Source organism: Pseudomonas medicaginis, from assembly GCF_965119365.1.
Classification (GTDB): Bacteria; Pseudomonadota; Gammaproteobacteria; order Pseudomonadales; family Pseudomonadaceae; genus Aquipseudomonas.
Genome location: NZ_OZ221631.1, coordinates 1,741,629 through 1,768,153 on the forward strand (window position 1 = coordinate 1,741,629; position 26,525 = coordinate 1,768,153).

23 protein-coding genes are annotated in these 26,525 nt (G+C 60.1%); 17 read left to right on the forward strand and 6 right to left on the reverse strand.

Annotated elements, in window-relative coordinates; translation table 11 throughout:
- Window positions 1-23: 23 nt before the first annotated feature.
- The 3 genes from ACMTA2_RS07715 to ACMTA2_RS07725 all read left to right on the forward strand — a co-directional run bounded on the left by ACMTA2_RS07715 (window position 24) and on the right by ACMTA2_RS07725 (window position 3,180).
- Complete coding sequence (locus ACMTA2_RS07715) at window positions 24-1,016, forward strand: NAD-dependent epimerase/dehydratase family protein (RefSeq protein ID WP_413794375.1); 993 nt, start codon at window positions 24-26, stop codon at window positions 1,014-1,016.
- A gap of 194 nt (window positions 1,017-1,210) precedes the next feature.
- The gene (locus ACMTA2_RS07720; protein ID WP_413794376.1) at window positions 1,211-2,083 is read left to right on the forward strand and encodes an ATPase; all 873 of its coding nucleotides are present in this window, start codon (window positions 1,211-1,213) and stop codon (window positions 2,081-2,083) included.
- 254 nt (window positions 2,084-2,337) lie between these two features.
- On the forward strand, window positions 2,338-3,180 hold the full coding sequence (locus ACMTA2_RS07725; RefSeq protein WP_413794377.1) for a cache domain-containing protein: 843 nt from the start codon (window positions 2,338-2,340) through the stop codon (window positions 3,178-3,180).
- A 335-nt stretch (window positions 3,181-3,515) separates the two neighbouring features.
- Here the strand turns inward: ACMTA2_RS07725 and rapA are convergent, their stop codons facing one another.
- Window positions 3,516-6,362, reverse strand: coding sequence for an RNA polymerase-associated protein RapA (gene rapA, locus ACMTA2_RS07730; protein ID WP_413794378.1), 2,847 nt, complete (start codon window positions 6,360-6,362; stop codon window positions 3,516-3,518).
- 229 nt (window positions 6,363-6,591) lie between these two features.
- Here rapA and ACMTA2_RS07735 point away from each other — a divergent pair, with 229 nt between their 5' ends.
- From ACMTA2_RS07735 to ccoM, 3 genes are all read left to right on the forward strand, one after another.
- Entirely contained in the window at window positions 6,592-6,933 is a 342-nt protein-coding gene (locus tag ACMTA2_RS07735; RefSeq protein WP_413794379.1) for an aspartate-semialdehyde dehydrogenase, read from the forward strand.
- A 94-nt stretch (window positions 6,934-7,027) separates the two neighbouring features.
- A complete protein-coding gene (locus ACMTA2_RS07740) occupies window positions 7,028-7,189 on the forward strand; it encodes a hypothetical protein (RefSeq protein ID WP_003184513.1) in 162 nt (53 codons plus the stop codon).
- 144 nt (window positions 7,190-7,333) lie between these two features.
- On the forward strand, window positions 7,334-7,450 hold the full coding sequence (gene ccoM / locus ACMTA2_RS07745) for a cytochrome c oxidase subunit CcoM (RefSeq protein ID WP_014336959.1): 117 nt from the start codon (window positions 7,334-7,336) through the stop codon (window positions 7,448-7,450).
- A 255-nt stretch (window positions 7,451-7,705) separates the two neighbouring features.
- On the opposite strand, the gene ACMTA2_RS07750 is transcribed toward ccoM, so the two are convergent.
- The gene (locus tag ACMTA2_RS07750) at window positions 7,706-9,181 is read right to left on the reverse strand and encodes an inorganic phosphate transporter (protein WP_413794380.1); all 1,476 of its coding nucleotides are present in this window, start codon (window positions 9,179-9,181) and stop codon (window positions 7,706-7,708) included.
- A gap of 362 nt (window positions 9,182-9,543) precedes the next feature.
- Window positions 9,544-9,744, reverse strand: coding sequence for a hypothetical protein (locus ACMTA2_RS07755; protein ID WP_413795608.1), 201 nt, complete (start codon window positions 9,742-9,744; stop codon window positions 9,544-9,546).
- 568 nt (window positions 9,745-10,312) lie between these two features.
- On the opposite strand from ACMTA2_RS07755, the gene pcaR reads away from it, so the two are divergent.
- The 11 genes from pcaR (at window position 10,313) to pcaC (ending at window position 21,344) form a co-directional block, all read left to right on the forward strand.
- Window positions 10,313-11,155 carry a pca regulon transcriptional regulator PcaR gene (gene pcaR / locus ACMTA2_RS07760; RefSeq protein ID WP_413794381.1) on the forward strand — a complete coding sequence of 281 codons (843 nt, stop codon included), beginning with the start codon at window positions 10,313-10,315 and terminating at the stop codon, window positions 11,153-11,155.
- Window positions 11,156-11,296: 141 nt separating this feature from the next.
- Entirely contained in the window at window positions 11,297-12,643 is a 1,347-nt protein-coding gene (pcaK, locus tag ACMTA2_RS07765) for a 4-hydroxybenzoate transporter PcaK (protein WP_413794382.1), read from the forward strand.
- Between the two features lie 292 nt (window positions 12,644-12,935).
- On the forward strand, window positions 12,936-13,796 hold the full coding sequence (locus ACMTA2_RS07770) for a CoA transferase subunit A (protein WP_413794383.1): 861 nt from the start codon (window positions 12,936-12,938) through the stop codon (window positions 13,794-13,796).
- On the forward strand, window positions 13,793-14,572 hold the full coding sequence (locus tag ACMTA2_RS07775; protein ID WP_413794384.1) for a CoA-transferase subunit beta: 780 nt from the start codon (window positions 13,793-13,795) through the stop codon (window positions 14,570-14,572). The genes ACMTA2_RS07770 and ACMTA2_RS07775 overlap by 4 nt, the downstream gene beginning before the upstream one ends.
- Complete coding sequence (pcaF, locus tag ACMTA2_RS07780; protein WP_413795609.1) at window positions 14,569-15,774, forward strand: 3-oxoadipyl-CoA thiolase; 1,206 nt, start codon at window positions 14,569-14,571, stop codon at window positions 15,772-15,774. Before ACMTA2_RS07775 ends, pcaF begins: the two co-directional genes overlap by 4 nt.
- A 37-nt stretch (window positions 15,775-15,811) precedes the next feature.
- The gene (pcaH, locus tag ACMTA2_RS07785; RefSeq protein ID WP_058545703.1) at window positions 15,812-16,516 is read left to right on the forward strand and encodes a protocatechuate 3,4-dioxygenase subunit beta; all 705 of its coding nucleotides are present in this window, start codon (window positions 15,812-15,814) and stop codon (window positions 16,514-16,516) included.
- A gap of 1 nt (window position 16,517) precedes the next feature.
- Window positions 16,518-17,084: a protocatechuate 3,4-dioxygenase subunit alpha gene (gene pcaG, locus ACMTA2_RS07790; protein ID WP_413794385.1), complete on the forward strand. Its 567-nt coding sequence runs from the start codon at window positions 16,518-16,520 to the stop codon at window positions 17,082-17,084.
- 176 nt (window positions 17,085-17,260) lie between these two features.
- Complete coding sequence (locus ACMTA2_RS07795) at window positions 17,261-18,556, forward strand: MFS family transporter (RefSeq protein WP_413794386.1); 1,296 nt, start codon at window positions 17,261-17,263, stop codon at window positions 18,554-18,556.
- Window positions 18,557-18,763: 207 nt separating this feature from the next.
- On the forward strand, window positions 18,764-20,128 hold the full coding sequence (locus ACMTA2_RS07800) for a 3-carboxy-cis,cis-muconate cycloisomerase (RefSeq protein WP_413794387.1): 1,365 nt from the start codon (window positions 18,764-18,766) through the stop codon (window positions 20,126-20,128).
- A 12-nt stretch (window positions 20,129-20,140) separates the two neighbouring features.
- Window positions 20,141-20,941 (forward strand): 3-oxoadipate enol-lactonase, encoded by an 801-nt coding sequence (pcaD, locus tag ACMTA2_RS07805; RefSeq protein ID WP_413794388.1) that lies wholly within the window; start codon window positions 20,141-20,143, stop codon window positions 20,939-20,941.
- A 10-nt stretch (window positions 20,942-20,951) separates the two neighbouring features.
- On the forward strand, window positions 20,952-21,344 hold the full coding sequence (gene pcaC, locus ACMTA2_RS07810) for a 4-carboxymuconolactone decarboxylase (RefSeq protein ID WP_014336968.1): 393 nt from the start codon (window positions 20,952-20,954) through the stop codon (window positions 21,342-21,344).
- A 208-nt stretch (window positions 21,345-21,552) separates the two neighbouring features.
- On the opposite strand, the gene ACMTA2_RS07815 is transcribed toward pcaC, so the two are convergent.
- From ACMTA2_RS07815 to ACMTA2_RS07825, 3 genes are all read right to left on the reverse strand, one after another.
- Window positions 21,553-22,806 (reverse strand): OprD family porin, encoded by a 1,254-nt coding sequence (locus ACMTA2_RS07815; protein ID WP_413794389.1) that lies wholly within the window; start codon window positions 22,804-22,806, stop codon window positions 21,553-21,555.
- 923 nt (window positions 22,807-23,729) lie between these two features.
- Window positions 23,730-23,981: a bacteriocin immunity protein gene (locus tag ACMTA2_RS07820; RefSeq protein ID WP_413794390.1), complete on the reverse strand. Its 252-nt coding sequence runs from the start codon at window positions 23,979-23,981 to the stop codon at window positions 23,730-23,732.
- Entirely contained in the window at window positions 23,978-26,080 is a 2,103-nt protein-coding gene (locus tag ACMTA2_RS07825; RefSeq protein WP_413794391.1) for an S-type pyocin domain-containing protein, read from the reverse strand. The genes ACMTA2_RS07820 and ACMTA2_RS07825 overlap by 4 nt, the downstream gene beginning before the upstream one ends.
- Window positions 26,081-26,525 lie beyond the last annotated feature (445 nt).

Genomic DNA, 26,525 nt, shown 5'->3' on the forward strand with positions numbered 1-26,525 from the left:
GAATCTGATTTTTAGGAGCATGCATGAAGATTTTGGTCACCGGCGCGAGCGGCTTCGTTGGCGGGCGCTTCGCGCGTTTCGCCTTGGAGCAGGGCCTGGATGTACGGGTCAATGGTCGCCGGGCCGAGCATGTGGAACACCTGGTGCGTCGTGGCGCGCAGTTCGTCCAAGGGGACCTGAGCGACCCGCTGCTGGCGCGTGATTTGTGCCTGGATGTCGAGGCCGTGGTGCATTGCGCCGGCTCCGTTGGGCTGTGGGGCCGCTACCAGGACTTTCACCAGGGCAATGTCCAGGTGACGGAAAATATCGTCGAGGCCTGTCTCAAGCAGAAAGTGCGTCGTCTGGTTCATCTGTCCTCGCCGTCCATTTACTTCGATGGCCGTGACCACCTCGGGTTGACCGAAGAGCAGGTGCCCAAGCGCTTCAAGCACCCTTACGCCGCCACCAAGTACCTGGCCGAGCAGAAAGTCTTCGGCGCCCAGGAGTTCGGCCTCGAAGTGCTGGCCCTGCGCCCGCGTTTCGTGACCGGTGCCGGTGACATGAGCATTTTCCCGCGCCTGCTGAAAATGCAGCGCAAGGGGCGCCTGGCCATTATCGGTAACGGGTTGAACAAGGTGGATTTCACCAGCGTGCAAAACCTCAACGAAGCGCTGCTCAGCAGTCTGCTGGCCGCCGATTCAGCCTTGGGCAAGGCCTACAACATCAGCAACGGCGCACCGGTTCCGCTGTGGGATGTGGTCAATTATGTGATGCGCCAGATGGATGTCCCACAGGTCCGACGTTATCGTTCCTACGGTTTGGCTTACAGCGTTGCCGCCCTGAATGAAGGTGCCTGCAAACTGTGGCCGGGCCGCCCCGAACCGACGCTGTCGCGCCTGGGCATGCAGGTCATGAACAAAAATTTCACCCTGGACATCAGCCGGGCCCGGCATTATCTCGATTACGATCCACAGGTCAGCCTGTGGACCGCCCTCGATGAATTTTGCGCCTGGTGGAAAGTTCAGGGGCCTGTATGACGGGTTCTCTGCGCTCAGCTTCGGCGCCAGAAATGCATACGGATTTGAACGGATGAGCTCGCCATGCAGGGCTCCGGACGCCCGCTGATCGGTCCATCATGAACCGAGTGCCCGGTTCGGGGTCAATCGGTGCGGCGGGCGAGGGGGTTATACTCGCCGCATCAAGCCATTACCGGTTTCCCAAAGGTCGAACCATGCCCATGCGTAACGATGCCAACGACGACTTCGATGATGTACCGAGCCTGCGGATGCGGGCCGACGTCCCCGATGACGATGACTTCATGCCCAGCCGACAGCCCCACGTACAGGCGCGTCCGGCACCTGTTGCCGCTGCCAAGGTCAAGGGGCCCAGCACCGGTCCGCTGTGGGCGCTGGTCGGCGCGCTGCTGTGTGCGTTCGGTTTCCTGGCCTGGTGGAGCTTCCAGCAGATCTCCCTGATGGAGCAGCAACTGGTGGCGACTCAGGAAAGCTTCGCCAGGATCAGTGAGGATGCCGCAGGGCGCTTGCAGGACATTTCCGGCAAGGTGGTCGCCGGGCAGTCCAACGTCATGAGCGACAGTGAAGCCTTGAAATTGCAGATCAAACAGTTGGACAACAAGTTGCAGGAGCAGGGACGGCAATTCGACAACAAGCTGCTGGAACAGTACAAGCAACAGCAGGCCACGTTCGGCCCGTCCGCTGACCTCGACAAGGAACTGGCCCAGCTCATTGCCCAGGCCTCTGAGCAGCAGAACACCAACACTCAGTTGCAAGCGTCCGACAAAGAGCTCCAAGCCCAGGTCAAGGCACTGGCGGCTGAAGTGACCGCCCTGAAAAACCAGGGTGAGGGTGGAGCCCTGGATGCCCAGCTCAAGAGCATCGGTGCCGATATCACTGCCTTGAAAAGAGCCACTTCCAACTCCGCCATCGAACGCCTTGAACAGGACGTGATCGTGCTCAAGAGCCAGCAGGATAATGGCAACACTGCCGAGTTCGATGCCTTCCGCGGTCAGGTCACTCGCAACATCAACACCCTGCAAGCGCAGATCCAGAACTTGCAGCAGCAACTCCGCGCTCGGCCTCAATAAGTCGGTGGGCGTTTTTTCGCGATAGGGGGGCGTTGGAACACATCATTGCGATTGTGCCGCCGCTATCGCGAACAAGCTCGGCTCCCACAGGAGATGCGATCCAGTGTGGGGGCGAGCCTGCTCGCGATGGCGTCATGTCAGTCGATATCGATATTCACTGACCCGCCAGGCTCTCCAGTAATCCCCTGAATACTTCCACATCACCCCATGCCGTCTACGCTCTTGAAACACCAACAAGAACGAGGGGCACACGCATGGGTTTTTTTCACAGAATGGGCTGGCTGGGCGCAATGCTTTTGCTGGGGCTGGCACCTGCTCATGCAGCGACACCTGACGATGGCCAGGCGGCCCGGGCGCTGCTGGAGAAGGCCTTGGCCTATTACCACGACAACGGCGACAAAGCCTTTGCCGCCTTCAGCCGCCAAGGGGAATTCGTCGACAAGGATCGCTACGTGTTCGTGGTGGATACCCAGGGTGTGATGCTCGCCAGTGGCGGGCCGTCTTCGGCGCTGATCGGGCGAGACGTGTCTGAAGTGCTGGGCCCGGACCTGCGCAAAGCCTTCAAGGACGCCTTGAAGACTCCCGAGGCCAGTGGCATCCAGCAAGCCGAGTACCGTTGGCAGAACTGGGCGGACGGCAAGGTCGAGCGCAAGCATGTGTATTTCCAACGGGTCGGCGAACGCATCCTGGCCGTCGGTTACTACCTGCCCCGGGCTTCCGCCGAACAGGCCAAGGCGCTGCTGGACAAGGCTTCGAGCGACCTGTTGAAAAACGAGAAGGCCACGCTGACCGCGGTTAACTCCCTCAAGGGCGGTTATCTGCAGGATGACCTGTACGTCTTTGTCGTCGACCTCAATACCCGGCGCTATGTCGGCCATGGCACCAATTTGCGCTTGATCAATACCGACTTTGCCAAGGTCAAGGACCCGGATGGCAAACCTGTGGGGGAACCGATCCTGGCCATGATCGGCAAGCAGGACGTAGGGGAATATGAGTACCGCTGGAAGAATCCGGTGACCGGCAAGGTCGAGGACAAGCACGCGTACCTGAAGAAGGTCGGGCATTTCCTGGTGGCGGTGGGGTATTACAGCCCTTGATGCCAAGGCCAAGGCCAAGGCTAAGGCTAAGGCTAAGGCTAAGGCTAAGGCTAAGGCTAAGGCTAAGGCTGGGGCTGGGGCTGGGGCTGGGGCTAAGGCTGGGGCTGATAGGGCATTGTGGCGAGGGGATTTATCCCCGTTGGGCTGCGCAGCAGCCCCAGAATCCACCATGCGCCGCGATTGTCAGTTGGAACGCAGAGGGCTGCTGCGCAACCCAGCGGGGATAAATCCCCTCGCCACGGTGACTGTGTTCCCAGTCCAACATCTCTGTGTTCGGCAGGTTTGCACAAAAAAGGCCCGCATCGCTGCGGGCCTCTTTCGGACTACTGTGGCAATCAGCCCGCCACCAGCACCCGAATCGCCTCAAGGCGCAACGCCGCCTTCTCAAGCATCGCCAGGCCTTGCTCGCGCTGCTGGCGCAGGGCTACCAGTTCGCTGTCGCGCACGGTCGGGTTGACCGCTTGCAGGGCGGTCAGGCGTGCCAGTTCCTCGTCGGTATCGGCGGCCAGGCGGCGCTGGGCCTCGGCTACGCGTTCGGCGTGACGCGGGGCGATTTTCTCTTCGCCGGCATTGATCCGTGGCGTGAGCTGGTCGCGCTGGGCCTGGATGAACTTGTTGGCGCTGGCGCGGGGCACGCTTTCGAGCTGGTCGTTCAGGGTTTCGAACGAGACCCGGGCGGCCAGGTCGTTGCCGTTGGTGTCCAGCAGGCAGCGCAGGGCGGCCGGCGGCAGGTAGCGGCCCAGTTGCAGGGAACGCGGGGCAACCACTTCACTGACGTAGAGCAGTTCCAGCAACACGGTGCCGGGCTTGAGGGCCTTGTTCTTGATCAGCGCCACGGCGGTGTTGCCCATGGAACCGGACAGCACCAGGTCCATGCCGCCTTGCACCATCGGGTGCTCCCAGGTGATGAACTGCATGTCCTCGCGCGACAGCGCCTGGTTGCGGTCGTAGGTGATGGTCACGCCTTCGTCGTCGCCCAGGGGGAAGCTGGCGTCGAGCATTTTTTCGCTCGGTTTGAGGATCAGTGCGTTTTCCGAATGGTCCTCGCTGTCGATACCAAAGGCGTCGAACAGGGTTTCCATGTAGATCGGCAGGGCGAACTGGTCATCCTGCTCGAGAATGGCTTCCACCAGCGCATCGCCTTCACCGGCGCCCCCGGAGTTGAGCTCCAGCAAACGGTCGCGACCGGTGTGCAGCTCGGCCTCCAGGCGCTCGCGTTCGGTGCGGGCTTCGTCGATCAGTGCTTGCCACTGGCCATCGTCGGCCTCTTCCAGCAAGGGCAGCAGGCGCGGGCCGAACTGATGCTGCAAGGCGTTGCCGGTCGGGCAGGTGTTGAGGAAGGCATTCAGGGCTTCGTGATACCACTGGAACAGCCGCGCCTGCGGGCTGGTTTCCAGGTATGGCGCATGCAGCTCGATGGTGTGCTTCTGGCCGATCCGGTCCAGGCGACCGATACGTTGTTCCAGCAGGTCCGGGTGCGCCGGCAGGTCGAACAGCACCAGGTGATGGGCAAACTGGAAGTTGCGTCCCTCGCTGCCGATTTCCGAACAGATCAGCACCTGGGCACCAAACTCCTCGTCGGCGAAATAGGCCGCCGCGCGGTCGCGTTCCAGGATGTTCATGCCTTCGTGGAACACCGTGGCCGGAATGCCGGAGCGCACGCGCAGGGCGTCTTCCAGGTCCATGGCGGTTTCGGCGTGGGCACAGATCACCAGCACTTTGGTGCGCTTGAGCATCTTCAGGGTGTCGATCAGCCACTCGACCCGCGGGTCGAAACGCCACCAGCGCTCCTCTTCGCTGGCGTCCGGCTGGGCCTGGAAGCTGACTTCCGGGTACAGCTCGGGGTGATCGCCCAAGGGCAGCTCAAGGTACTCGGCCGGGCACGGCAGCGGGTAGGCGTGCAGCTTGCGCTCGGGGAAACCCTGCACGGCGGCGCGGGTGTTGCGAAACAGCACGCGGCCGGTGCCGTGGCGGTCCAGCAGTTCGCGCACCAGGCGGGCACTGGCTTCGACATCGCCATCATTGACGGCGGTCAGCAACGCTTCGCCTTCATTGCCCAGGAAACCCTGGATAGTCTTGTGGGCTTCAGGCGAGAGGCGGCCTTTGTCCAGCAGTTCCTGGACCGCTTCGGCCACCGGGCGATAGTTTTCACTCTCGGCACGGAAGGCCTTGAGATCATGGAAGCGGTTCGGATCCAGCAGGCGCAGGCGGGCGAAGTGGCTGTCCTGGCCCAGTTGTTCCGGGGTCGCGGTCAGCAGCAGCACGCCAGGAATGGTTTCGGCAAGCTGCTCGACCAGGGCGTATTGCGGGCTGACCTGGTCTTCGTGCCACACCAGGTGATGGGCCTCGTCGACCACCAGCAGGTCCCAGCCGGCGGCGAACAGCGCGTCCTGGGCCTTCTCGTCGTCCACCAGCCACTCCAGCGCCACCAGGGCCAGTTGGGTGTCTTCGAACGGGTTGCTGGCATCGCTTTCGATGAAGCGTTCTTCGTCGAACAGCGCGACCTGCAGGTTGAAGCGTCGCCGCATTTCCACCAGCCACTGGTGCTGGAGGTTTTCCGGCACCAGGATCAGGACGCGGTTGGCGCGGCCGGACAGCAACTGACGGTGGATGACCAGGCCGGCTTCGATGGTCTTGCCCAGGCCCACTTCGTCGGCCAGCAATACCCGTGGCGCAATGCGGTCGGCCACTTCACGGGCAATGTGCAATTGGTGGGCGATAGGCTGGGCACGGACGCCGCCCAGGCCCCAAAGCGAAGACTGCAGCTGGCGACTGGTGTGTTCCAGGGTGTGGTAGCGCAGGGAGAACCAGGCCAGCGGGTCGATCTGGCCGGCGAACAGACGGTCGCTGGCCAGACGGAACTGGATAAAGTTCGACAGTTGGGTTTCGGGCAGGGTGACGACTTCGTTCTGCCCATTGAGGCCGTGGTAGACCAGCAGCCCGTCGACGTCATCGACTTCGCGCACGGTCATTTTCCAGCCTTCGAAGTGAGTGATCACATCGCCCGGCGAAAACCGTACACGGGTGAGCGGCGCATTCCGTAGCGCGTACTGGCGAGTGTCGCCAGTGGCCGGATAGAGCACGGTCAACAAGCGGCCGTCCTGTGCCAGAACGGTGCCTAAACCCAGCTCGGCTTCGCTGTCACTGATCCAGCGTTGCCCCGGTTGATACTGCTGCGCCATGCTGCCTGACTCCCGCCTTGAAAAAGCCGGTTATCTTAACGGAAGGATCCCTCAGACCAAAGGATTTACGTTCGCTGATTCGTCTCGAGGGTGCGGAACTTACGCTTGACCTGCGATCAAACAAGTTTGGCCCTGGTCGTCACTGCAATTGCCAACTGGGTCACAAGTTTCGGACCGGCGGTTCAAGCTGCCACTTTAGCCGCCGACAACCTGAAGACAGGAGAACTTTATGTTGCCACCCATGCTCCCTTTGAGCGCCGTACCCATCACCGCTCAACAGGATCCGGTTCGCCAGCGACCGGATATACCGCCCGTGGTCCCGGTGCAGCAAAGCTCCAACGAAAGCACCATCGACCTGCAAAAACGCGACCCGGAAGAGACCGCGCTGCGGTTGCGCGAGGAGCAGCGTCGCCAGCAGGAACGCGAGCGCCGCCGCCGCGAGGCCGATGAAGACCCTGAAGAGCACCTAGCCGTGCCGGGTACCGAACTCAATGCCGACAACACTGTGCCGGTGGTGCCGCTGATGGAAGAAGAGTCCCGCCAGGGCCTGTGGGTCGATATCCAGATCTGATCCCCGTGTTTGCCTGCACCCACAGGCTGGTCAACGCCGCCAACAGCCCGCATCATGGGCGCATCCGCAATTCACTGCACGATGCCCACACGCCATGAGCCAAGACGACAAGCTGATCGACCTCAGTGCCGAGCGCGCCAAGCGCGTTCACGACCTCAACGAAAAACGCCTCAATGAAGTCCGCCAGGCTTTCGAGCAGGCCATGCCGTTGGGCAAGCCCAAGAAAAAACCAAAGAACAAGCCGAAAAAGCGCTGAACCTCTTCGATCCATTGATACAGATCAGTTATTTCCCCACCTTAGCGCCCCGTTGCGGGCGTTATTGACCCCGGTCAATTTTCATCCAGGCCTGATTGGTTACCTTGAACCCATCGCAACAGGGACAAGACCAGGAGGCCAGTCATGTTTTTCGATAATGTGGTGTTTGCCGGGGTGTTGACGGTCGGCCTCATGGTCGTGTTCTTCGCAGGTTTTGGATTATTCATCTGGAAAGACGCACACAAGCGGAAAAAACCGTAGGTCTTTCCGGCTACAACGAGCACGCAAGGCATTTTGGGCGACTTCGGTCGCCCTTTTTTTGTTCGTGATTTTCCAGCCTGATACCAAATCAACTGTGGGAGCGAGCTTGCTCGCGATAGCGGTATGTCTGTAGATGCATGTGCTGACTGATCCACCGCCATCGCGAGCAAGCTCGCTCCCACAGGTGTCTGACGTCAGGGCATAAAAAAAGGTGCGGACCGCAAGGGTCGCACCTTTTTTTTCGAGCCGCTGGAATCAGCTGCCCAGGGCCTTGGACGCCAGCCAGAACAGCGCCGCCGACAACGCCACTGTCGCCGGTAGGGTCAGTACCCAGGCCAGCAGGATGGTGCGTACGGTGCCACTTTGCAGGCCGCTCTTGTTGGCGACCATGGTGCCGGCCACGCCCGAGGACAGTACGTGGGTGGTGGACACCGGCAGGCTGAAGATGTTTGCCATGCCGATCATGCACGCGGTGGTGATCTGTGCCGACATGCCCTGGGCGTAGGTCATGCCTTGCTTACCGATCTTCTCGCCAATGGTCAGCACCACCCGCTTCCAGCCGACCATGGTGCCCAGGCCCAACGCCAGTGCGACGGCCAGGATCACCCAGAATGGAGCGTACTCGGTGGTGGCGGTCAGGTCCTTGCGCAGCTTGTTCAGGTCGTCTTTCTCGCGGGCTGCCAGGCCCGGCAACTTGCCAACTTTCTTCGCGGTGTCGTCCAGGCAAAGCAGGTAACGACGAACCTCGATGCGTCGTTCCGACGGCAGCGAATGGTAGTCCGCCACGCCTTTGAGCGTGTCGAGCAGGGCATTGATGGTCGGCTCGGTCTGCTGCGGGTTGCAGCGGAACTTCTCGGGCAGATCGCCGTTCACGCTTTTGCCCAGCGCCAGGTATTCACCCAGGGATTCGTGGTTGCGTTGGTAGAACTGGCTCAGGTGCAGGGTCGCGTCACGGGTCCGCTCGATCTGGTAGGTGGTGCTGCCCAGGTCGAGTACGAATTGCGCCGGCACGATACCGATCAGCACCAGCATGATCAGGCCGATACCTTTCTGGCCATCGTTGGAGCCGTGGACAAAGCTGACCGCCATGGCCGAGATCACCAGTACCAGGCGATTCCAGAACGGTGGGTGCTTCTTGTCGTCGATCTTGCGGCGCTGTTCCGGCGTCTTGTGCATCTTCGACAGCGGACGCCACCATTTCAGGCCGATCAGCACCAGGGCGGCGACCAGGAAACCGGCCATGGGCGAGAACACCAGGGAGGCGCCGATATCGATCGCCTTCTGCCAGTTCACGCCATCGGCCAGCGGGATATCGTTGATCAGCGCGTTGGCCAGGCCTACGCCGAGGATCGAGCCGATCAAGGTGTGTGAACTGGATGCCGGGATACCGAAGTACCAGGTGCCCAGGTTCCAGGTGATGGCCGCTGCGAGCAGCGAAAACACCATGGCCAGCCCGTGTCCGGTGTTCACATTGATCAGCAGTTCCACGGGCAGCAGGTGAACGATGGCGTACGCCACCCCCACGCCGCCCAGCAGCACGCCGAGGAAATTGAACACACCGGAAAAGAACACCGCCAGGTGAGGCGGCATGGCTTTGGTGTAGATAACAGTGGCAACCGCGTTAGCGGTGTCATGAAAGCCGTTGATGAACTCGAAGGCGAGGACAAAAGCCAGGGCGAGCAAGAGGCTCACAAGCACCCAAGCATCCAGTCCGCTGAATAAATCGATCATGAAGGTTTTCTGACCCGGTCGTAAGGGGGCGCGATTATGCCAGAAAACCTCGGTAATCGATGCATTGCCTGCTAATCGGTAACATTCTTCAACGAAATAATTTGTAGGAAAGCCCTGGGAGCGAGGTTTTTCGCGGGTTGCGTAACCCGTTGATTCAGGGGGAAAACCGCATCCGGCGAGCATCACGGCAAGCTGAAAGACGCCGTGGTCGGTTGTATGAAAAATCTGAAAAGAAGGTCGGCCAAGCGCTTCCCGACCGTCGGACCGGCGCGAATGGCGGCCCGCTCATGGCGGGCGGCGCTACGGTTTCCGGCCTGGGTGATGGCCGGAGACCTTTCCACAAGAACTTCGGGCGCGGAGCGTCACTGCTCTTCGGCTTTGAGTTCTTTTTCCATTTTCTGAAGTTCCTGGGAGAACGCCTGGTCCTGAACGGTGGCGCGCTTACGCCAAGGTTTGCGTTCTGGTTCAGGTTGCGCGGCGTAGGTGGTGATTTCCCCGCCGTAAACTTCCTTGTAACGTTGTTCCTGGCGCTCAAGTTCCGCGCGCAGTTCGTCTTTCGTCACAGTTTTACCTAAATTAATTGAAGTTGGATCTGGTGATACGCACTGCATGGGACATGCAGACGGCCACGGCACCAGAGCTGACAGCTGACGTAGCATCAGGGCTTCGCATTGTTGCCAAACAGAGGAAGCGACCAAGAAGGTGCTTCGGGCACCAGGGTAACGACCATGATGCCTGCGTACGGGAGTGCTCGATTGGCCCTGCCGCCGCTGATTTGCATTATAGCGGTCCGGCCGGATAACACTATCGGGAAAAACTAAAAGACTCTAGTGATATGTGAACTCATGTTTGTTTGTGCAACTTGTACCGCCGCTTGTACAAAGAGGCCGGCGAGCGCCAGTAACCAGATGCTATTCACGCCAACAAGTTCAATATCACCACCGTCTTTAAGGCAAAACGCGCGTCATTGTTTCCTTCAACTTCTGGCGAACAGGCTCGCAACGGGGCGGTGCGCGGGCCTGATTGCGATTATCGGCCGACGGTTCGATAATCGAACGAACTTGGCCCGCGACCCTTGCTTGCCATCGAGCCGCCGCTTGTAATAGCCGTCTCTTCCCGGAAGGACCAGACATGAACGACCAATTGCGCAATGCCTTCACTTCAGTCGCGCCACCGATCGTCGCCTCGCCGGCCAAGCGGATCCAGGCCTTGACCGGCGATCCCGACTTCATGACGTCCCTGGCCCGCGGGTTGGCCGTGGTCCAGGCTTTCCAGGAGCGCAAGCGGCACCTGACCATCGCCCAGATCAGCCACCGTACGGAAATTCCCCGCGCTGCGGTCAGGCGATGCCTGCATACCCTGATCAAGCTTGGCTACGCCACCACGGACGGGCGCACGTATTCGCTGCTGCCTAAAGTGCTGACCCTCGGTCACGCCTATCTGTCCTCCACGCCACTGGCCGTTTCTGCCCAGCCCTACCTGGACCGCATGAGCGAGCAATTGCACGAAGCCTGCAACATGGCCACGCTCGAAGGCGACGACATTCTCTACATCGCCCGTTCCGCCACCACCCAGCGCCTGATTTCGGTTGACCTGTCGGTGGGCGGTCGTCTGCCCGCCTATTGCACATCAATGGGCAGGATTCTCCTGGCAGCCCTGGATGATGCTTCGTTGCGCGACTACCTCGACCACGCCGACCTGCACGCCAAGACCAGTCGCACCTTGCACACACCCGAGGCGCTGCTTGAATGCCTGCAACAGGTGCGGCAGCAGGGCTGGTGCATCGTCGACCAGGAACTGGAACAAGGCCTGCGTTCGATTGCCGTGCCGGTGTACGACGCTTCCGGCCAAGTAGTGGCCGCGCTCAACGTCAGTACCCATGCCGGGCGAGTCAGCCGCAATGAGCTGGAACAGCGCTTCCTGCCTGGCTTGCTGGGGGCCAGTCGCGACCTGAGTGCGCAGCTGTTCACTTAAGCCGTTCGATTAACGCACACAGTCGGCGGCGATGAATTGACGGTGTTTGCCTGGCCTCATTAATGTCGCGCAGCGTCATCCGGCGTGTTTCGCCGGGCTCCAATCTGTTCGCTTGCGTTTCTTGCGTGGAATAAAAATAAAATGAACCAGCCCCAGACTTCCGTAGGCCACTGCCTCGATGTGCAGTCCTTCATCAATGCCCAACCCCTTTCGCGCTATCAGTGGCGGGTGGTGATCCTCTGTTTCCTGATTGTGTTCCTGGACGGCCTGGACACTGCGGCCATGGGGTTCATCGCCCCCGCCTTGTCCCAGGACTGGGGCATCGATCGCGCCAGCCTCGGCCCGGTGATGAGCGCCGCCCTGATCGGCATGGTGTTCGGTGCCCTGGGCTCGGGACCGCTGGCTGACCGCTTCGGGCGAAAAGTCGTTCTGGTGGGGGCGGTGCTGCTGTTCGGCGCGTTCAGCCTGGCGTCGGCCTACAGCACCAATGTCGATCAACTGTTGGTATTACGCTTCCTGACCGGCCTGGGATTGGGCGCCGGGATGCCGAACGCCACCACCTTGCTCTCGGAATACACCCCGGAACGCAAGAAATCCCTGTTGGTGACCAGCATGTTCTGCGGCTTCAACCTGGGCATGGCGGGCGGTGGGTTTATCTCCGCCAAGCTGATACCGGCGTTCGGTTGGCACAGCCTGCTGCTGATTGGTGGGGTCTTGCCCTTGATCTTGGCGGTCGTGCTGCTGTTCTGGCTGCCGGAGTCGGCGCGCTACTTAGTGGTGCGCAATCGCGGCACCGACAAAGTGCGCAAGACCCTGGCACCGATCGAGCCGCATACCGTGGCCCAAGCGGCGAGCTTCAGCGTGCCGGAACAGAAAACCGTGAAAGCCCGCAACGTGCTGGCGGTGATTTTCTCCGGCACCTACAGCGCCGGCACCTTGCTGCTGTGGCTGACCTATTTCATGGGCCTGGTGATCGTCTACCTGTTGACCAGCTGGCTGCCGACCTTGATGCGTGACAGCGGCGCAAGCATGGAGCAGGCCGCGTTTATCGGTGCGCTGTTTCAATTCGGCGGCGTGTTGAGCGCAGTCTTCGTCGGTTGGGCGATGGACCGGTTCAATCCGCACAAGGTCATAGGCCTTTTCTATCTGATGGCCGGGTTGTTTGCCTACGCGGTGGGGCAGAGCCTGGGCAACATCACCTTGCTCGCCACCCTGGTGCTGGTGGCCGGCATGTGTGTCAACGGCGCGCAATCGGCGATGCCTTCCCTGGCGGCGCGTTTCTACCCGACCCAGGGCCGGGCCACCGGTGTCTCCTGGATGCTGGGCATCGGTCGCTTCGGCGCGATCCTTGGGGCCTGGATGGGCGCGACCTTGCTGGGCCTGGGCTGGAACTTCGAACAGGTCCTGACGGCGCTGGTCATTCCTGCGGCCCTGGCCACCACGGCGGTGGTGATCAAAGGCATGGTCAGCCATGCGGACGCGACCTGAGCCATAAAGCTTAAGCCTGTGAAAGACCTGTGGGAGCGAGCTTGCCCGCGATGGCGATGGATCAGACAGGCATCAGTCTCTGACACATCGCCATCGCGAGCAAGCTCGCTCCTACAGGGGCTCTGTGTGCTTGGGCGAATATAGATAGGCAAACAACAATCTGTTCGATAAACGAACACTCAGTCGATTATCGGATTGTTTGGCGTTATGCCGACGCTTAATCTTCAGTCACCCCGGCGCTGGACTTCGCGCCTTCTTCATGTCGGTCTACTGGAATACGGGAGCCTGCCCCATGGCTGAAATCCTTTCGCTGCACGACGCAGTGAAGCAATTCGTCAACGACGGCGATACCGTCGCGCTCGAAGGCTTCACTCACCTGATTCCTACGGCTGCGGGTCATGAAATCATTCGCCAGGGCAAGAAAGATCTGACTCTGGTACGCATGACGCCTGACCTGATCTATGACCAGTTGATCGGCGCCGGTTGTGCTCGCAAGTTGATTTTCTCCTGGGGCGGCAACCCTGGCGTCGGGTCGTTGCACCGCTTGCGCGATGCCGTGGAAAAGCAATGGCCGCATCCCCTGGAAATCGAGGAGCACAGCCACGCCGACCTGGCCAACGCCTACGTCGCCGGCGCCTCCGGCCTGCCGTTCGCGGTGCTGCGGGCTTACGCCGGTTCCGACCTGCCGAAGGTCAATCCGCTGATCAAGAGCGTGACGTGCCCCTTCACCGGTGAAGTCTTGGCGGCCGTGCCTTCGGTGCGCCCGGACATCACGGTGATCCACGCTCAGAAAGCCGACCGCAAGGGCAATGTGCTGCTGTGGGGCATCCTCGGCGTGCAGAAAGAAGCCGCCCTGGCCGCCAAGCGTTGCATCGTCACCGTGGAAGAAATCGTCGACGACCTGAATGCACCGATGAACGCTTGCGTACTGCCGACCTGGGCATTGAGCGCCGTGTGCCTGGTGCCAGGCGGCGCCCATCCGTCCTACGCCCACGGCTACACCGAGCGTGACAATCGTTTCTACCAGGCGTGGGACCCGATCGCCCGCGACCGCGAGACCTTTACCGCCTGGATCAACGAATACATCCATGGCACTCGGGATTTCAGTGAATTCCAGGCCAGACTGGCAGCCGCTTCGCAGGTGAAACCATGAACTACTCCACCAACGAAATGATGACCGTCGCCGCGGCGCGTCGCTTGAAGAACAATGCCGTATGTTTCGTCGGCATCGGCCTGCCGTCGAAAGCGGCCAACCTGGCGCGGCTGACCTCATCGCCGGACGTCGTGCTGATCTACGAATCCGGCCCGATCGGTGCCAAACCCAGCGTACTGCCGCTGTCCATCGGCGACGGTGAACTGGCGGAAACCGCGGATACTGTCGTCCCGACCGGTGAGATTTTTCGCTACTGGCTGCAGGGCGGACGTATCGACGTCGGTTTTCTTGGCGCGGCCCAGGTCGACCGTTTCGGCAACATCAACACCACAGTGGTGGGCGACTACCATCAGCCGAAAGTCCGCCTGCCGGGTGCCGGTGGCGCGCCGGAAATCGCCGGTTCGGCCAAGAGCGTGTTGATCATCCTCAAGCAGTCGGCGCGCTCGTTTGTCGACAAGCTGGATTTCATCACGTCGGTCGGCCACGGTGAAGGCGGCGATTCGCGCAAACGCCTGGGCCTGCCAGGCGCCGGTCCCGTCGGCATCATCACCGACCTGTGCATCATGGAGCCGGAAGCCGGCACCCATGAGTTCGTGGTCACTGCGCTGCACCCCGGCGTGACCCGCGAGCAAGTCATTGCGGCCACTGGGTGGGCGATCCGTTTCGCCGACCAGGTGCAAACCACCGCCGAACCGACCGAAGTGGAGCTGCGCGCACTGCGCGACCTGGAAGCTCGCACTGCGGCGGCCCACGGCCAGGCACCGGGAGAAGCCTGATGCGCGACGTTTATATCTGTGATGCGATTCGAACCCCCATCGGTCGGTTTGGCGGCGGTTTGTCCGCCGTGCGCGCCGATGACCTGGCCGCCGTGCCGATCAAGGCGCTGATGGAGCGTAACCCATCGGTGGACTGGAGCGCCGTGGACGAGGTGTTCCTCGGCTGCGCCAACCAGGCCGGCGAAGACAACCGCAATGTGGCGCGCATGGCGCTGTTGTTGGCGGGCCTGCCGGAAAGCATTCCCGGTGTGACCCTCAACCGCCTTTGCGCCTCGGGCATGGATGCCATCGGCACGGCGTTCCGCGCCATCGCCAGCGGTGAGATGGAACTGGCCATCGCCGGTGGGGTGGAGTCGATGTCCCGTGCGCCGTTTGTGATGGGCAAGGCCGACGCGGCGTTTTCCCGCAACATGAAACTGGAAGACACCACCATCGGCTGGCGCTTCATCAACCCGTTGATGAAAGCCCAGTACGGCGTGGACGCGATGCCGCAGACCGCTGACAACGTGGCTGATGACTACGCTGTGTCCCGCGCCGACCAGGACGCTTTCGCTTTGCGCAGCCAACAGCGCACGGCAGCGGCCCAGGCGACAGGTTTTTTCGCCGAAGAAATCGTTCCAGTGCGCATCACCCATAAAAAAGGTGAAACCGTGGTCGAGCAGGACGAGCATCCTCGCGCTGACACCACGCTGGAGACCTTGAGCAAACTCAAGCCGGTCAACGGCCCCGACAAGACCGTCACTGCTGGCAACGCCTCGGGTGTCAACGATGGCGCGGCAGCACTGATCCTGGCGTCGGCCGAAGCGGTGAAGAAACACGGCCTGACGCCGCGCGGCAAAGTGCTGGGCATGGCCAGTGCCGGCGTGGCGCCCCGAGTGATGGGCGTCGGTCCGGTGCCGGCGGTGCGCAAGCTCATTGAGCGCCTGGGCCTGGCGGTCGCGGATTTCGATGTGATCGAACTCAATGAAGCGTTTGCCAGCCAGGGCCTGGCGGTGTTGCGCGACCTCGGTCTGGCGGACGATGCGCCCCAGGTCAACCCGAACGGCGGTGCCATCGCCCTTGGCCATCCACTGGGCATGAGCGGGGCGCGCCTGGTGATGACGGCGCTGCACCACCTGGAAAAGACCGGCGGCAAGAAAGGCCTGGCGACCATGTGCGTTGGCGTCGGCCAGGGTCTGGCACTGGCGATCGAACGCGTCTGACGCGTCGTTCTACTAATAAGAAATCGAGGAACGCTGCATGACTGACAAGCCTGGTTATCGTCGCCCCCAAGCGGGCACCCAGCCGGAGTATCTGCACCCACCGTACCAGTCCACCAACCTGCGCTCGCCGTCCAAGCCGTTGGTGTTCCTGCCCCATTCGCTGTCGGAAATTACCGGCCCGACTGTCGGTGCCGACCGCGTGCAAGAGAAGGACCACGACCTTACTGCCCAGCATGCCGGCGAGCCGCTGGGGGAGCGGATCATCATTCACGGGCGTGTGCTGGATGAGCACGGCCAGCCGGTGCCGGGCATCCTGGTGGAGATCTGGCAGGCCAACGCCGCCGGTCGCTACAACCATGACCGTGACAACCATGACGCGCCGCTGGACCCGAATTTCACCGGTACCGGTCGCACCGTCACCGACGCCGACGGCTGGTATCAGTTCCAGACCATCAAGCCCGGCGCTTATCCGTGGGGCAACCACCACAACGCCTGGCGTCCGGCGCATATCCATTTCTCGCTGTTCGGGCCGAGCATTCTGACGCGCCTGGTGACGCAGATGTATTTCCCGGGCGATCCATTGCTGGAATACGACCCGATCTACAATTGCGTGCCGGACACCCGCGCCAAAGAGCGCCTGATCGCCCGTTTCGACCTGGAAAAAACCGTCCCTCACTACGCCCTCGGTTACCGCTGGGACATCGTCTTGCGCGGCCGCGATGCCACGCCGATGGAGAAATAAGATGACGCTCACCGCCACCACGTCCCACACCGTTGGCCCGTACTACCACATCGGCCTGACCTGGCTGAACCGCGAAGACCTGACCGTCGCCGAAACCCTCGGCCAACGCGTGGCGATCACCGGGCAGGTGGTCGACGGCAATGGCCAGTTCGTCAACGACGCGATGCTGGAAGTCTGGCAGGCCAACGCCGCCGGCAAATACGCCCACCCGGAAGACGACCAGGACAAACCCCTGGACCCGCACTTCGAAGGTTTTGGCCGGGTGCCGGTGGATGCCGAAGGGCGCTTCCGCTTTACCACCATCAAGCCGGGCACTGTGCCGGGATTGAGTGGCACGACCCAGGCTCCGCACCTGGTGGTGCTGGTATTCGCGCGCGGGCTGGTCAAGCATTTGCTGACGCGTATCTACTTCGATGGCGAGCCGGCCAACGAGGCCGATCCGTTGCTGGCCTGCGTGCCCGAAGAACGCCGCGCCACCATCGTGGCCAAGCCTGATGCGTCGGGCGTGTATCAGTGGAACGTGATCCTGCAGGGCACGGATGCCGAGACGGTGTTCTTCGATTACTGAGTTCACTGGAGACATCGCGAGCAAGCTCGCTCCCACAGGTGATCTGCATATTGTGTGGGAGCGAGCTTGCTCGCGATGGCGACGGTACAGGTGCTGCTGCTTGAAAGTCTGTTTGTGGAACGGGAGTGTTACGAAGTGTGTCTAGACTTCGTCAGCCCCCAACGAGTGAATAACCCATGACCATCCCAATCAGCCATTACACGGGTGAAGAACGCAGCAAGCGCATCTTCGCCATCGTCGGTGCCTCATCCGGCAACCTGGTCGAATGGTTCGACTTCTACGTCTATGCGTTCTGCGCGATTTATTTCGCGCCGGCGTTCTTCCCCTCGGACAACCCAACGGTGCAACTGGTCAATACGGCCGGTGTGTTCGCCGCCGGGTTCCTGATGCGGCCCATCGGTGGTTGGATTTTCGGCCGGGTGGCGGACCGCCACGGGCGCAAGAATTCGATGATGATCTCGGTGCTGATGATGTGCTTCGGCTCGTTGCTCATCGCCAGCCTGCCCACCTACCACGACATCGGCGTCTGGGCACCGGTGCTGCTGTTGTTCGCGCGCTTGCTGCAGGGCCTGTCGGTGGGTGGCGAATATGGCACCACCGCCACCTACATGAGCGAAGTCGCCCTCAAGGGCCAACGTGGCTTTTTCGCCTCGTTCCAGTACGTGACGCTGATCGGCGGGCAACTGCTGGCGGTGTCGCTGGTGGTGATCCTGCAACAGATCCTCAGCGAAGACGAATTGCGCGCCTATGGCTGGCGGATTCCGTTCGTGGTGGGCGCCGTGGCGGCGTTGATTTCCTTGTTCCTGAGACGCTCCCTCAAGGAAACCAGCAGCAAGGAAATGCGCGAGAACAAGGACGCCGGTAGCATCGCGGCGCTGTTTCGCGACCACAAGGCGGCGTTCATTACCGTGCTGGGCTACACCGCCGGTGGTTCGCTGATTTTCTACACCTTTACCACCTATATGCAGAAATACCTGGTGAACACGGCGGGCCTGCACGCCAAGACTGCCAGTTACATCATGACCGGCGCGCTGTTCCTCTATATGTGCATGCAGCCGCTGTTCGGCATGCTGGCGGACAAGATCGGCCGGCGTAACTCCATGCTCTGGTTCGGTGGCCTGGGGGCGTTGTGCACGGTGCCGATCCTGCTGACGCTCAAGAGCATCAGCAGCCCGTTCCTGGCGTTTGTCCTGATCACGTTGGCGCTGGCGATTGTCAGCTTCTACACCTCTATCAGCGGCCTGGTGAAAGCGGAAATGTTTCCACCTGAAGTGCGGGCGCTGGGAGTAGGGTTGGCTTACGCGGTGGCCAATGCGATCTTTGGTGGATCGGCCGAATACGTCGCCTTGAGCCTGAAGGCCCAAGGCATGGAAAACGCCTTTTATTGGTATGTCACGGTGATGATGGTGGTGGCGTTCCTGTTCAGCCTGCGCCTGCCCAAGCAGCCAACGTATTTGCACCATGACCTTTGAATCCACCTGATCATTTGAGGCTTGTTTGATTCATTGTGGCGAGGGGATTTATCCCCGCTGGGGCGCGAAGCGGCCCTAAATATCAGCAACCGGGTCGGTCAGACAGATTGTGTTGCTGCTTAGGGGCCGCTGCGCAGCCCAGCGGGGATAAATTCCCTCGCCACAGTAATCTCTGGCCATAGGGCATCCACTTCCCAAGGATTGTTTATGAGCGAACGACCGGGCAATCAGCTGTTCGATGCCTACTTCACCGCCCGCGACATGCGCGAGGTGTTCTGCGATGCGGGGCGGGTCCAGGCCATGCTGGATGTCGAGGCCGCGCTGGCCCGGGCCGAGGCGCGGGTCGGGTTGATCCCCCAGGACGTGGTGGCGCCGATCGAGAGCGCCTGCCGTGCCCAGTTGTACGATTTTTCGGCGTTGAGCGAAGCAATTGCCAGTGCTGGCAATTCGGCGATCCCGTTGGTCAAGGCATTAGGCAAGCGCATCGCCACTGAGAACGCCGAGGCCGAGCGTTACGTGCACCTGGGCGCGACCAGCCAGGATGTGATGGACAGCGGGCTGGTGCTGCAATTGCGCCAGGCGTTGGGCTTGATCGAGGCGGCGCTGGCGCAACTGGCCGTCACCCTGGCCCGACAAGCCGAACGCTACGCCGCCACGCCGCTGGCCGGGCGCACTTGGCTGCAACACGCCACGCCGGTGACCCTGGGCATGAAAATCGCCGGTTGGCTGGGGGCGGTCACCCGCAGTCGCCAACGTTTGAAAGAACTCAAGCCGCGCTTGCTGGTCCTGCAATTCGGCGGCGCCTCCGGAACGCTTGCCGCGTTGGGTGAACAGGCGCTGCCGGTCGCCGAAGCCCTGGCCGCCGAGTTGCAACTGAGCCTGCCAGAGCAGCCATGGCACACCCAGCGCGATCGTTTGGTGGAGTTCGGCGCGGTGCTGGGGTTGATCGCCGGCAGCCTGGGCAAGTTGGGGCGCGACATCAGCCTGTTGATGCAGACCGAGGCCGGCGAAGTGTTCGAACCCTCTGCGCCAGGCAAGGGCGGTTCGTCGACCATGCCCCACAAGCGCAACCCGGTGGGCGCGGCGGTGCTAATCGGCGCGGCGACGCGGGTGCCGGGCTTATTGTCGACGCTGTTCAGCGCCATGCCCCAGGAACATGAACGCAGCCTGGGCTTGTGGCACGCCGAGTGGGAAACCCTGCCGGACATTTGCTGCCTGGTTTCCGGTGCCCTGCAACAGGCGCGACTGCTGGCCGAAGGGCTGGAAGTGGATGCGGCGCGCATGTCCCGCAATCTGGAACTGACCCAGGGGTTGGTGCTGGCGGAAGCGGTGAGCATCGTCCTGGCCCAGCGGGTTGGCCGCGACACGGCGCACCATCTGCTGGAGCAATGCTGCAAGCGCGCCGTGGCCGAACAACGACATTTGCGTGAGGTGCTGGGGGATGAACCCCAGGTCACCGCGCAGCTATCCGCGACCGAACTCGATCATCTGCTCGACCCGGCGCACTACCTCGGACAAGCCCAGACCTGGGTCGCCCGGGCCGTGGCCGAACACCTTGCCTTGAACGCCTGAAAGGAGATTGTTGTGGGATTCGTCAAACTCGCCGAGGGCGATCTGAACTATCGTTTTGATGGGCCGCAAGACGCCCCTGTGTTGGTGCTCTCCAATTCCCTGGGCACTGACCTGCACATGTGGGACGAACAGGTCGCGGCCTTCAGCGAACACTTTCGCGTGCTGCGCTTCGACACGCGCGGCCATGGACAGTCGCTGGTCACCGAAGGACCGTACAGTATCGAACAACTGGGCCGCGATGTGCTGGCGATGCTTGAACAGTTGAACCTCGACAAGGTGCATTTCTGTGGCTTGTCCATGGGCGGGTTGATCGGACAATGGCTAGGGATCAACGCCAGCGAGCGCTTGCACAAACTGGTGGTGTGCAACACCGCGGCCAAGATCGGCGATCCGTCGGTGTGGAACCCGCGCATCGAAACCGTGCTGCGCGACGGCAAGGCGGCGATGGTAGCGTTGCGCGATGCCTCGATTGCCCGTTGGTTTACCCCCGACTTTGCTGAAGCGCAGCCTGCGACGGCAAAAAAAATCACTGACATGCTCGCCGCCACTTCGCCTCAGGGTTATGCGGCCAACTGCGCGGCGGTCCGCGATGCCGATTTGCGCGAACAGGTGGCGTCGATTCGTGTGCCGCTGCTGGTGATCGCCGGCACCGAAGATGCCGTGACGCCGCCGTCGGGTGGGCACTTTATCCAGGAACGGGTCAGTGGGGCCGAGTACGCCGAGTTCCATGCCGCGCACCTGTCCAACGTCCAGGCCGGCGCTGCGTTCAGCGCGCGGGTGCTGGATTTCCTGCTTGATTCTGGCCGTGCCTGAGGAATTTTTTGTGGACGAGAAACAACGTTACGACGAAGGCATGCAAGTACGCCGCGCGGTGCTGGGTGATGCCCATGTCGATCGCAGCCTCAATGCCTTGACCGAGTTCAACAGCGAATTCCAAGAGATGATCACCCGCCATGCCTGGGGCGACATCTGGACCCGTCCGGGCCTGCCGCGCCACACCCGCAGCCTGATCACTATCGCGATGCTGATCGGCATGAACCGCAACGAAGAACTCAAGCTGCACCTGCGCGCCGCTGCCAACAACGGCGTGAGCCGTAGCGAGATCAAGGAAGTGATCATGCAGAGCGCCATCTACTGCGGCATCCCGGCGGCCAACGCCACCTTCCACCTGGCCGAGTCGGTGTGGGACGAACTGGGCGTCGAATCCCGGGCTTAAAGGGCGCTTCATTCCCTGTGGGAGCGAGCTTGCTCGCGAAAGCGGTGGGTCAGTTGGCGATGATGTTGGATGTGCCGAAGTCATCGCGAGCAGGCTCGCTCCCACACGGGGTCTTCAGTGAGCACTGATTTTGTGCTCGGCACTGATCCCCTGTGGGAGCGAGCTTGCTCGCGATGACGGTGGTACAGCCTCCATCCATGTTTGGCTTTTACAGCAGGCTGATCGGATAGCTGATGATCAACCGGTTCTCATCGAACTCATTGGTGCTGTAATCCCGGCGCATCGTCGAGTTGCGCCACTTCACATTGAGGCTCTTCAGCGCACCGCTCTGTACGGTGTAAGCCAGTTCACTTTCGCGGCCCCACTCCTTGCCATCGTCGACCGTGGCGGTGTGCACGTTGTCACCGCTGATGTAGCGGTTCATCAGGGTCAGGCCCGGTACGCCGACGGCGGCGAAGTTGAAGTCGTGGCGCACTTGCCAGGATTTTTCCTTGGCATTGTCATAGCTGGAGTTGTAGCTGTCGTTCGCCAGGGTGCCGCCGCTGGTGCCGTTGACGCGCATCCAGGCATCATCGCCGCCGACTTTCTGCAGGCCGACATAGAAGGTGTTGCCACCGTATTTGGCCGAGAGCATGGCGAACGCGGTTTTGTTGTCCAGGTCACCAGCCAGCGCACTGCCGTCTTCCTTGCCGGTGAAGTAGCCGAGGTTGGCGCCCAAGGTCCAGTCGCCGATGGGCTGGCTGTGGGTCAGGTTGAAATACTGCTGCTGGTAGATGTCGGACAGTTCCGCGTACCAGACACCGACCTGGGTGCGTTTTTCGTTGAAGGCGTATTCACCTCCACCGAAGTTGAAGCGGTCGGAGGTGAACGCGCCGCGGCCGTTCATGGACATGTCTTCCATGCTCGCGTCATTGCGCGGGCTGTTGGCGCGGAATTGGCCGCCGTACAACGTCAGGCCGTTGATCTCGGTGGAGGTCACCTGGCCGCCGCGGAAGGTCTGCGGCAGGGAGCGACCATCGTCGGAGCGCAGAATCGGCAGCACCGGCATCCATTCGCCGACCTTCAGCTCGGTCTTCGAGACCTTGGCCTTGAGGGCGACCCCCAGGCGACCGAAGTCGTCGGCCGGGCGACCGTCATCATGCACCGGCAGCAATTGCGTACCTGCGGTGCCTCGGCCGCCGTCGAGCTTGACCGAGTACATCCCCAACACGTCCACACCGAAACCGACCACGCCCTGGGTGAAACCGGACTTGGCGTCGAGGATGAAACTCTGGGTCCACTCTTCGGCTTTGCCTTGGGCTGCGTTGTCGTTGACGAAGTTGCGGTTGATGTAGAAGTTGCGCAGGTTGAGGTTGACCTTGGCGTCTTCGACAAACCCCGATTCCGCCGCCAGGACGGGCAGGGCGGTACTGGTCAGGGCGACGGCAATGAGGCTGGGGAGAAGGTGCTGTGTGGGCTTCATGGGCGTTGTCTCTATTTTTTGTGGACGAAGCGGGTCGTTGCCGCACGTTTGAGGTGCTGGCGGTAAGGGTGGAGCCAGGGGCGTCAGGGTGATCGGGGATCAGCCGGGTGAGGCGGGGCGTAGAGGCATGGCGTCGAACCTGTTGTTATTGGTTTTGTGCGAGCGATGGTGAAGGGCCGCCCGGCATCGGTTCAATTGCCGTTTGCGGGTTTTGGGCGATTATCGAACAGCAAAACAATTGGTTGGATGGGCGCATTCCACTATGGGAGCGAGCCTGCTCGCGCTGGCGACCTGACAGCCGGCCATGCTCTTGTTGACTGAGTACATATCCATTGCTGCGGTAGCGGCCACTTAGGGTTCCGCCCTGACGGCGGCTCACTTTTGAGAAGCGCAAAAGTAAGCAAAACGCTTTTTGCCCCACCACTCGGTGCCTCGCTTAGGCTCGGCATGCCCGAACGCAGGCATTGCTCCGTGGGCCCGCCGCGAAGGGCCATCCATGGCCCAGAGTGTGTAAAAACGTTTTTCAGCGCGATTGGTGTCCAAAGTAGAATCGCAAATCGCGTTTCTACGCAAAATCTAGGTCTGCCAACCAGCCGATAGATTTCAGATTTGGCATAGAAGCGCCAACTTCAATTTTGGCTCAGAGTTTTTACACACTCTGGGCCCAGCGCGGCTATCCCGGCATCCATGCCGGGATGCCCACTGCGCAATACCAGCGTTCGGCCATCGTGGTTAACGGGGCGCCGAGATCAACGTCCGCCGCGAGGCGGCCTTATAGCCGGCTTGGCTCTCTCGGTCGTACTCCGATCCAAATTGTGGGAGTGCGCCTGCTCACGAAGGAGTCGGTACGTTCAGCGAGGGCGCGTGAGAGAGTCCCTTCTACGGCTGAATTCAGCGGTAGAAGGAGTGATATGTTCCAAGGATCAAGGTTGCTTGAATCCTGGCTTTCCGTTGGCGGCACGCCAGGTTTTTACCTTGCTCACTATTTCTTCTGGGCTGTCTTTGCCATCTTCCGGGTAATAAATTAGGTCTATGCCAGAAGGATGTTCTGTAATTCGCTCAAACTCTAGCGCAGCAGTTGTATGCGCTTCATCTGACGGGTAATCCACATTGCAGATTTTTACAACGAATGCTAAGAACTCTGCCTCAGTGATTTCAGCTATTGATATGCTCATTGTTTTTTCTCCTTATGAGTTTCAATGTGACGTTTAGGTGTCATTACGTAAAGGTTGTCAATATGGTAAACCTCACCTCCGTGGGAGATGTACTGTTTGTGGTGCAGCTCATACCTAATACGACCACCAACTCGCTCGGGCTTGCTAGGGAAGGCTGCTAACCCTCTTTTCATTCGCTCTAGGTTATGTCGATTAAATTGTCCTGAAAGCGACGGGTCATCAGCTACAGCTTTCCAGAAGCTTTCTCTAAACTTTTTGAAGCTTCTAAACTCTTTGCCTCTTAGCTTTCGCGCAATCTGTAATGGAATAGGTGCTCCTTCCCCTTGTGATGCCGCATCCAACCAAATCCCGAAAACGGGGGCTCCTATACCCCACGAAACCCCGGGGTCCTCTCTCCGATCTCTGAACATAACGTACAGAGGCGGCAAACCTGAGTCGATTGGAAAAACAAAAACATAGTCATCAAAACTGCTTTCGGTTATCTCAGGAAATGAGTCGATTCTTCCCTCAACGGGCGTTACGGAAGCTCCTGTATGAATAAGCGGCGAAGGTGGTTCAGTGGGAAGTGTCGTGGAGCCGTTTCCTGGTACTACAACAGGGGTCCAGGTCAAGGTTGTTGAGTGTGAGTTTCCAACCGAGGCGGTGTAAATATTTTGCTGAGCATCATAGGTAGCCGCCACTACCCTGACTTTTGGAAGATTGGGTATACCGTTGGCTTTGATCACGAGAAGTTCTGACTGACCATCTGCTGCGTCTCTGGTACTGAGGCGTACAGGTAGGTCTATTGTTTGGCCAGTGGCAGCTATGACGTGCAGATCGCTGTCTTGTAATGGGACTAGGTCTGAAAGTGGCGTACTAAAGGAAAACCGTTCCGGTAATTCGCCGTTTGCCAACTTAGGCGAATAGATCAGTGCTGCAACCCCTACAAAGAACCCAGACGCTGTGCCCGCTAAAACATCGGCCAGCGATGCAATTGCAAGTTGAATGGCTCTGCCCAAACCTAAAGCTGCGCCTTCAACCGCCGCAATCGTTCCGGCTGATGTAACGATCATCGGCTGGGTAGCAGCCACAGCTCCAGCTATATGGAACTGATTGGCTTTGGCAAGATCAGGTTCGCGGTTGAGGCGCCCCGCGTGCAATCCAGGCACGCGAGCTTGATGGTTAATCTCCTCCATCAAAGCATCGATACGCTGTTTGGTAGGCGATTCAAGGAGACTAGTGTTGTGGGTTCTGGTGGGAAAATGGTCGAGCCTGATTCGTTCTTCTATGTTGCTTTTATGTTGAGGCGGATTTTCGTTGAATATTTCTTCAAGATCGTGCCGTATTTCCATAGGCAGGGCAGCGTCTTTGTGTCGGATCGTAGTTATGGAAGGAATCAGACTTTGCTGCACTGTGACAAGAGAAGGCGTGAGTCCCTGTTGGTTAGATAACGTATCGATGTGCTCCTGAAGATTCTTTCGTTTTTCAGCATCAATCGTTGTACGGGCAGAGGTCATTGCTTGTAATTTTTCATTCAGAATTCTGATTTCTTCGGTCAGGACCTTCGCTGTGTAAGCTGCGGTGATGGACCGTAACCATCTGTTGTAAACATCTGTTGATGGCTCTCTGCTCCCTTGAAGTATGTTTACGAAGTCAACTGCATTTTTCTTGATGCTTTTATGGAATGGATCTCTTGCAAAGAAAGTGGTGGCGGTGACCAAGCTGTTCTGCAGCTCGCTTCGTTTACGTGCGATGATCTGATCAATAACCTCTTTTTCAAGAGCGTGTATTCCTGCGGCTGCTCCGATAGCCGTGACTATTTCATGGTCAAGTTTTGCTTTCAGAATTCCTACGTAGGAATTGTAGGACTTTTCTAAATGATCTTGTTGGGTGGCGATGGTGACGACCACCGCCATAGTCAAGGATTCGGATTTAATATTTTTTTTCTTGAAGAAATTCTGAATTTCTGCAATTTCTACGACTGTTCCGCTCCATGGTAAGGGTCTCGAAATATAGCCGAGTGACTGCGTGGACAGAGGCGGATGCGATGATGGCAGCTCGGGTTTTATGATCGTTGGAGGCAGTTCAATTTGTAGAGGCGGTCCTTCGGGGTTCTGCATAAGCCTTCCTGGCATTGAAGTAGAGGTAGGGCTTAATAAATTAGTTTTGCTTGTTCCGAGGGACAACCTTAAAAGTTCGTCGGAAAATTCTTGGTGATTGTCAGAACGTCCTACGCTTCAGTGGTTTTTTCTTGTAGTTCTTTTCTTCATCCCTACTTGAGCAATTCATTTAAGGGAGGGAAAAGTTTGCGGTGGATGTCTGACAGACGTGCCGATTTTTCCGACAATCTTTTAGGGTTGCCGTTAGGACGTCGCATCCTTAGCCTGTTGTAGTCGCTGCGCATCCAGCGACCGGGACTGCAAGCCCGCCGAATTTGTTAGGCGCCTAGCCGCGCCCCTATAATCCATGGCGACTTTTGGGTGCCATCGTTTTATGGTGGCTGTGTGCGGGAGACCTTCGGGTCTGCCGAGGTTGCCTAACGACTCGGTCTTGCAGACCCGCATA